Raw genomic sequence first — 7,403 nt, 5'->3', positions numbered from 1 at the left:
CCGTCGGCCAGCCCCCTGAACGGATGCGACAGCGTCAGGCTTGCAAGCTGTTCGGCCGAAACATCGTGAAGGCGGTTCAAGGTGACCTTGGCCTTGGCCGAGGCATCCTCGGCAAGGGCGTCGGCGAAGATCAGCTTCTCGCCGGGCTGCGGGCCGAACGCGTTCTCGGCCGCCGTCACCTCGTAGAGGCCGTAGGCGACGCGCGGCGAATAGCTGACGGCGCGGTTGCCGGGCAGCGTCCAGGGCGTCGTCGTCCAGATGACGACATGGGCCTCGATGAGGTCGAGCGAGGATTCCGACAGCACCGCCGCCGGCGCGTCCTCGGCGCCGTCGACCGGGCGCGCGAGGCTCGCGACCGGGAATTTCACCCAGATCGTGTCGCTCTCATAATCCTGGTACTCGACCTCGGCCTCGGCAAGCGCGGTGCGCTCGACGACGCTCCACATAACCGGCTTGGAGCCGCGATAGAGCTGGCCCGACATGGCGAATTTCAACAGTTCGCCGGCGATGCGCGCCTCGGCGTGGAAGGCCATCGTCGTATAGGGATTGTCGAAATCGCCGACGACGCCGAGGCGCTGGAACTCTGAGCCCTGCACCTTGATCCAGTGCGCGGCGAAGTCGCGGCATTCCTTGCGGAACTCGTTGACCGGGACCTCGTCCTTGTTCTTGCCCTTGGCGCGGTATTGCTCCTCGATCTTCCACTCGATCGGCAGGCCGTGGCAATCCCAGCCCGGCACGTAGTTGGCGTCGTAGCCGCGCATCTGGAAGGAGCGGTTGATGACGTCCTTGAGCACCTTGTTCAGCGCATGGCCGATATGGATGTTGCCATTGGCGTAGGGCGGGCCGTCATGCAGCACGAATTTCTCGCGCCCGGCGGCCTCCTCGCGCAGGTTGCGGTAGAGGTCCATGTCCTGCCAGCGCTTGACCAGCGCCGGCTCCTTTTCCGGCAAGCCGGCGCGCATCGGGAAATCCGTCTGCGGCAAATAGAGCGTTTTGGAATAGTCGATCGTTTCAGCGGTATCGGTCATTGGTCTGCCATGTGCATTGCCCGGCGACAAACAGGCTCGGGCGTTGAACTATCATGTTCTGAAAAAAGCGCGAGGCGCGCGCGCAACAGTCCCGGCGGCTCCGGCGGCGCTCAGGCCACCCGGAACACCGGGCTCGTAATTCGTATCGCGATCGCAAACAGGCGCGAAAAGCTCGTCATGGCCGGGCTTTTAGCGGATTAGTCAGCAGGAATAAAGCGCCGAGTTCAGGCGGCTACATCGAAAAGTCGAAGCGATAGGTGGTCGAGACGCCGACCGTGAACTGGTTGCGATCGCCGCGCTCCCGGACCAGGCTGGAATCGGCGGCCGGGCCCATCAGGCGCGAATATTCGCCGAACAGGCTGGCCGTCATCGGCTCGGTCACCTTCCAGGTGATCGCACCGCCGAGGCCGGTCGACTTCAGGCCGCCGCCCGGATGGTACTCGCTGAGGCCGGAGGCCGCCGCTTCGGTGGCATTGACGCCGTAATAGGCGTCGAAATAGCCCGATGAGGCGAAGGAGACGCGCGGCCCGCCGGAGATGCGGACCGTGGGCGTCACATCGTAGAAGGCATCGGCCGCGATATCGGCGACGAAGCCGTCATGGGCGCGGATGCCATGCCTGAGCTCGGCGCGGGCTCGCACCCAGTCAAGCGGATAGAATTCGAAGAAGCCGCCGACCTCGCCGCCCCAGCGCACCGGGTCGAGACCCGCCAGTTCATCCTTGCTGCTGCGGGAGAACAGGAACTTGCCGGTCAGGCCGGCGCGCACGCTGCCGTCGTCGATCAGCGCCAGCGAGATGTTGTCGTTGCGCGAGGTGAAGCGCGCTTCCGGACCCACCTTGCCGAGCGAGATGATCGGCTGGGCACCGAGCATGTACTTCTTGCCGCCCTCGAAATTCGGCGCGATGAGGCCGGTTGCGCCGAGCGTCAGGTACCAGTCGCCCGAAATCCAGCTCCCCTCGCCGGCATGGGCCGAAGAGACGGCCATCAGGCCGGAGGCGAGAACCAGCTGAATCGTCCGGACAATACGCATCGTTACCCCATACGCGAAACAGGCCGGCAGGAACACCCCGGCAGCGCAAAAGCCATGGCGCCAGTTCGGTAAAATTTGACTTAAAATCCGTAACATCGGCAGCGGCGCCGACGATGCGGCGCACGCCTGATGTTGCGTGTGGGTGATCCATTAGGGCCGGTTCGCGTCAGATCTTTTCTATCGAGGAACAGGCTTTCGGAATTTCATTTCTGTCTAAGTCTATAAATTCAGTGGACTTTAATTCACGGCCGCTCCGATCGGCTGCAATCGAGGCTGTGCCTCTGTTCCAAGGATTAAAGCCCATGCGAAAATTGATTTCCGCCACCCTTTTTGGACTTGCCCTGGCTTCCGCCAGTACCGCGGCAAACGCCGCGGACGACAAGAAAGTCGTCGTCGCCTACCAGACCGGCGCCAACCCCTATAATCTTGGCATCGCCAATGGCGACCTTGCCAAGAAGACGGGCTGGAACATCGAATTCCGCCGCTTCAACTCCGGCGCCGACATCTTCGCCGCCATCGCATCCGGTGACGTCCAGATCGGCGATGTCGGATCGAGCCCGTTCTCGGCCGCCATCAGCAAGGGCATCGACGTGAAGGCGTTCTACATCTCGTCGGTCTCCCGCGACGGCGAGGCGCTCGTGGTGCGACCCGAAATCAAGTCGCCGGCGGACCTGCGCGGCAAGAAGCTCGCCGCCGCACCGGTCTCGACCGATCACTACCAGCTTCTCGCCGTGCTCAAGCAGGAAGGCATTTCCGAGAAGGAAACCCAGGTCATAGCTATTCCACAGCCCGAGATCGTCGCGGCCTGGAAGCGCGGCGACATTGACGGTGGCTTCGTCTGGGATCCGGCTCTTTCCGAGCTCAAGAAGAACGGCAAGATCCTGCTCACGGCCGGCCAGGTCGCCGATCGCGGCGCGCCGACCTTCGGCGGTCTGGTCGTCACCGGCGCGTTCGCCAAGGCCAATCCGGAGTTCCTCGGCCAGTATGTCCGGCTGATCGACGGCTATAACCAGGCTTACCTGAGCAATCCGGCCGCCTGGGGCCCGGATACCGAGAACGCGAAGCTGATCGCAAAATTGCAAGGCGGCACAGCGGCCGAGAATTCGGAGCAGTTGAAGACGACGGTCGTCCCGCCGCTCGACGAACAGGTCTCCGACAAATGGCTGGGCGGTGGCGAGAAGAGCGCGGTCGCGAAAATCCTCAAGGACACCGCGGGCTTCCTGAAGGACCAGCACAAGATCACCTCGGTCAAGGACAGCTACGCGGCCTTCGCCGATCCGCAATATGTCGAAGTGGCCAAGGCCTCGAACTAGCAATCCCTGAAGGAACCCCGATTTGGCTGGCGCGCCAGCCAAATCGCCCGGAGGCCACCATGCTTCGAATCCGAGATGCCAGCGTCACCTTTCCGGCTTCCGATGGACAGGACGTGCATGCGCTCGATCACGTCTCGCTCGATATCGCCCCCGCTTCCATCGTCGTCGCGGTCGGTGCTTCCGGGTGCGGCAAGTCGACGTTATTGAACGCGATCGCCGGCTTCCTGCCGCTCACCGAAGGCACGATCACGCTGGACGGACGGGAAATCGCGGCGCCAGGCGGCGATCGTGGCGTCGTGTTCCAGAAGGATACTCTGCTGCCATGGGCCAGCGTGCTGGACAACGTCGCGCTCGGCCTGAAGTACCGGGGGGTTCCCCGCGCAGAACGCCACGAGCGGTCAAGACGCCTGCTGGAACTGGTCGGCCTCGCCGATTTCGCCGAAAAGCCGCCCTACGAACTGTCGGGCGGCATGCGCCAGCGGGTCGGCATCGCGCGGGCGCTGGCCACAGATCCGAAGATCCTCTTGATGGACGAGCCGTTCGGCGCGCTCGACAGCCTGACGCGCGAGACCATGCAGCAGCTTCTGGCCTCAGTCTGGGCCAAGACGGGCAAGCAGATCCTGTTCATCACCCATTCGATCGAGGAAGCCCTGACGCTCGGCACGACGATCGTTGTGATGTCGCCCCGGCCAGGTCGTATCGTCGCCCGGTTCGACGCCGACTTCGTGCGCGACTTCGCCGAAAGCGGCGACATCGGGCCGATCCAGTCCCATCCGCGCTTCATCGAAATGCGGCAGGAAATCCGCTCGCTCATCCATCAGCCGGAAGGCGCCCGCACAGGAACCTTGCAATGACGCTTGCCGCCAATTCCCCAACCACATTCCAGACTTCGACCGCCCGGCGCGCGCCGCCGGCTCGGCCACGTCGATCCGCATCGACGAACACACTCGGAATCAGCCTGGTTACGCTTGCGTCGCTGATTGCATTGTGGTTCCTCGCCGCACGCTTCGGCTGGGCGTCACCGCTGTTCCTGCCGTCCCCGGCCGAGGTCCTGGCACAGTTCAGCGCCGTCGCGGCCGACGGCTATGCCAACGACACGCTTCTCAACCACACGCTGGCAAGCCTTGGCCGCATCGCCGCGGCTCTGGGCGCGGGAATTGTGCTGGGTGTTCCCCTTGGCCTGTTGATGGGCCTCAACCGTTGGATCAGGGGGATCTTCAGCGTTCCGATCGACCTCTACTGGGGCTTGCCGCCCCTGGCCTATCTGCCGCTGCTGATCATCTGGCTCGGCATCGGCGAAACCTCCAAGATCACGCTCCTCACGCTATCGACCTTTGCCCCGATCTGCTTTGCCGCGCAGGCCGGAGTCCGTTCAGTGCCCGTTGAGCGGATCAATGCCGCGCTGTCCCTTGGCGCGAGCCGCCTGCAATTGTTCACGACCATTATCCTGCCATCCGCATTGCCGGAAATCCTGACCGGCCTGCGAATTGCCATCGGAGCCGGACTGTCCACCTTGGTCGCGGCCGAGTTGATCGCGGCGCAGTCGGGGCTCGGCTACATGATCATGTCCGCGGCCAACTTCCTCGCTACCGACGTTGTCTTCGTCGGCCTCATCGTCATTGCCGCCCTGGCGTTCGCTTTCACGAGCGGCATGCGCTGGCTGGAGCACCGCCTCGTCCCCTGGAAGGGCAAGCTCTGACAACTGCCCGTCAACACACACCCCTGTCACTGAAGGAACAATCCGATGTCCAGCAACATCCGCCCGCTCGATCTCTACTGGTATCTGCCGACCCATGGTGACGGCCCCTATCTCGGCACCGACGAGCGGCACCGGCCGGCAACCTTCCGCTACCTCAGGGAGATCGCCCAAGCCGCCGATCGACTTGGCTTCAAGGGCGTGCTCTTGCCTACCGGAACGCGGTGCGAGGACGCCTGGATCGTTGCAGCCGGCCTGATCCCGCTGACCGAACGGCTGAAATTCCTCGTAGCGCTCCGGCCGGGCAGCGGAACGCCGGCCCTCTTTGCGCGCCATGCCGCCACGCTGGACAGGATTTCGGGCGGCCGGGTGCTGCTCAATGTCGTCACCGGCGCGGATCCAGCCGACCTCGCCGGTGACGGCAACAAGCTCAACCATGACGACCGCTACGCGCAGACCGACGAGTTCCTGACCATCTGGCGGCGAATCCTTTCAGGTGAACCGGCGGATTTCGAGGGCAAGTATCTTTCCGCCCACGGCACCGACATTTCCTTCCCGCCGGTTCAACAGCCCCATCCTCCACTGTGGTTCGGAGGTTCGTCCGACGCCGGCATTGCGATCGCCGCCAAGCACGTGGACGCCTATCTGAGTTGGGGCGAACCGGTGGACCAGCTCGCCGAAAAGATCGGGCGGGTCAGGCAGGCCGCAGCGGCGCAAGGCCGAACGATCCGCTTCGGCCTTCGCATCCATTTGATCGTTCGCGAAACTGAGGATGAGGCCTGGGCCGCCGCAGACCGACTGATCAGCCGCGTCACCGACGACCTGATCGCCGAGGCCCAGAACGGATTCGTCAATATCTCGGAATCGGTTGGACAGAAGCGCATGTCGGCTCTGCATCAGGGTCGACGAGACCGGCTGGTTGTCGGTCCGAACCTGTGGGCCGGACCCGGGCTGGTGCGTGGGGGTGCTGGAACGGCCTTGGTCGGAAATCCCGACAACGTTGCCGCGCGCATCCGCGAGTATCAGGAGATCGGCATCGAAACGATCATCGCGTCCGCCTACCCGCATCTGGAAGAGGTCTTCAATGTCGCGGAACTGCTTTTCCCCAAGCTCGGGCTGAGCGGCGAAGCCGCACCGGCGGAACGCAGTTGGGACGTCGAGTTCGGACGCGTGCAACCGGGGGTCGTCGCGTCCGCCTCGTGACGTCTTTCGGGCGGAAACCGAGAGAAAGCCGGCTGCGCCAGGCCCTTGCGTGGCGTCGGCAATTTTGACCAGAAATCCCAAATGACGGCAGTGGCGGCCAGGCGGCGACGTCGCCTGGCTCAGCTGGCGCGCGTCGCGCTCGGCAGGTCGAGCAGCCTGGCCACGGCCCTGGCGCCCTTGCCGGCAACGCGTGCCGACCCGTCGTCACCCACCTCCACCGTGGCACCGTTGGCGAAGCTCAGCGACCAGCCATCGCCCTTGGCGTTGCGGCGGCGGTCAGTGAGTTCGATGCCGCCAGCAGTGACCAAGGCAACAACCCTGTCGACATCCATCGTTGTCCTCCAGATACGCGCCCTCAATTCAGGTCGAGCCCACCGGTGAGATCGCCGAGCGGCGGTTCGCCATGCGCGGCCACTGCCCTGTCGCGAACCACGATGCCATGCAGGACCGGCAATTCGAAACGCTCGGTGATGAAGCGCAGGATCGACGTCGTGTCATAGGGCGTTTGATCGACATAGCCATGCTTGGCAAAAGGCGAAACGATGATCGCGGGGATGCGCGTGCCCGGTCCCCAGCGGTCGCCTTTGGGCGGCGCGACGTGATCCCAGATGCCGCCGTTCTCGTCATAGGCGACAACGACCAGCATATGCGGCCATTGCGGGCTCTTCTCCAGATGGCTGATGACATCGGCGATATGGCGGTCTCCGGCCTGGATGTCGGCATAGCCGGAATGCTCGTTGAGATTGCCCTGCGGCTTGTAGAAGGAGACCTGAGGCAGGGCGCCGTCGTCGATCGCCTGAATGAAGCTCACGCCAGCCAGCCCGGCGTCGCGCAGGTGTTCCCGCCTGGCCTCGGTGCCCGGCGCGTAGTTGGCGTAATAGTTGAACGGCTGGTGATGGTACTGGAAATTCGGGATCGGCGTGTGATTGCCATGGTCGAGCGTGTACTGCCAGGCGCCCGAGTACCATGCCCAGCTGACCTGCTTGAGACTGAGCATATCGCCGATGGTCGGCTCCGTCTGCGGCGGCAGCGTTGTCGGCTTGGACGGGTCCGCGAGGAGCGGATCGCCGCCGGGCGCCGGATCATTGCCGCTCGGCTGGTATGGCGGCTGCATTGTGTTCACAGCGTAGAAA

General features: G+C 64.0%; 8 protein-coding genes. 4 read left to right on the top strand and 4 right to left on the bottom strand.

The features are described from left to right. The coding region (locus EN738_RS27280; protein WP_145966941.1) for a class I tRNA ligase family protein at positions 1-1,028 on the bottom strand (1,028 nt) is incomplete at its 3' end. A 232-nt stretch (positions 1,029-1,260) separates the two neighbouring features. Beyond that, a complete protein-coding gene (locus EN738_RS27275; protein ID WP_127286400.1) occupies positions 1,261-2,058 on the bottom strand; it encodes a MipA/OmpV family protein in 798 nt (265 codons plus the stop codon). Positions 2,059-2,360: 302 nt separating this feature from the next. Here EN738_RS27275 and tauA point away from each other — a divergent pair, with 302 nt between their 5' ends. The 4 genes from tauA to ssuD are packed head-to-tail and all read left to right on the top strand — an operon-like array spanning position 2,361 to position 6,270. Next, on the top strand, positions 2,361-3,371 hold the full coding sequence (gene tauA, locus EN738_RS27270) for a taurine ABC transporter substrate-binding protein (RefSeq protein WP_127286399.1): 1,011 nt from the start codon (positions 2,361-2,363) through the stop codon (positions 3,369-3,371). A gap of 59 nt (positions 3,372-3,430) precedes the next feature. Then, on the top strand, positions 3,431-4,225 hold the full coding sequence (locus EN738_RS27265; protein WP_127286398.1) for an ABC transporter ATP-binding protein: 795 nt from the start codon (positions 3,431-3,433) through the stop codon (positions 4,223-4,225). Further along, on the top strand, positions 4,222-5,070 hold the full coding sequence (locus tag EN738_RS27260; protein ID WP_127286397.1) for an ABC transporter permease subunit: 849 nt from the start codon (positions 4,222-4,224) through the stop codon (positions 5,068-5,070). Before EN738_RS27265 ends, EN738_RS27260 begins: the two co-directional genes overlap by 4 nt. A 45-nt stretch (positions 5,071-5,115) precedes the next feature. Continuing rightward, positions 5,116-6,270, top strand: coding sequence for an FMNH2-dependent alkanesulfonate monooxygenase (ssuD, locus tag EN738_RS27255; protein ID WP_127286396.1), 1,155 nt, complete (start codon positions 5,116-5,118; stop codon positions 6,268-6,270). A 119-nt stretch (positions 6,271-6,389) separates the two neighbouring features. Here ssuD and EN738_RS27250 read toward each other — a convergent pair whose 3' ends face one another. Both EN738_RS27250 and acpA read right to left on the bottom strand, forming a co-directional pair. Next, complete coding sequence (locus tag EN738_RS27250) at positions 6,390-6,602, bottom strand: hypothetical protein (RefSeq protein WP_127286395.1); 213 nt, start codon at positions 6,600-6,602, stop codon at positions 6,390-6,392. Between the two features lie 23 nt (positions 6,603-6,625). Further along, a partial coding sequence (gene acpA, locus EN738_RS27245; RefSeq protein ID WP_127286394.1) for an acid phosphatase occupies positions 6,626-7,403 on the bottom strand: 778 nt, incomplete at its 5' end.

Source organism: Mesorhizobium sp. M4B.F.Ca.ET.017.02.2.1, from assembly GCF_003998955.1.
In the GTDB taxonomy this organism is placed as follows: Bacteria; Pseudomonadota; Alphaproteobacteria; order Rhizobiales; family Rhizobiaceae; genus Mesorhizobium; species Mesorhizobium abyssinicae.
The sequence above is the reverse complement of the archived record's forward strand: the minus strand, read 5'-3'. Positions and strand labels throughout refer to the sequence as shown.